The sequence below is a fragment of the Pseudoalteromonas rubra genome (genome assembly GCF_005887095.1).
Classification (GTDB): Bacteria; Pseudomonadota; Gammaproteobacteria; order Enterobacterales; family Alteromonadaceae; genus Pseudoalteromonas; species Pseudoalteromonas rubra_E.
In genome coordinates, this window is the sequence record NZ_PNCI01000172.1 from 1 (window position 1) to 227 (window position 227).

General features: G+C 32.2%; 1 pseudogene. It reads left to right on the top strand.

Features of this window, described 5'->3' with window-relative positions:
* Positions 1–227 (top strand): annotated as a pseudogene (locus CWB99_RS24470) (hypothetical protein); the annotation flags it as partial.

Genomic DNA, 227 nt, shown 5'->3' on the forward strand with positions numbered 1-227 from the left:
TTCGTATTTTCCAGGTGTTTTGTTCAATTACCAAACCATTACTTACCTTGATCTCGCTATTTTAGATGCTATCACCATTGTGGTTTTAATTATTGCTCAATACTTTTATATTAAAGAGAAAACGGTTGCATTTATGTATCTTATGCTTGGGCTGAGTATCAACATGTGCTTTGCTCTAGGTATGTATTTAGACTCTTATATTTTACATAATTACACCTATTGGTGGT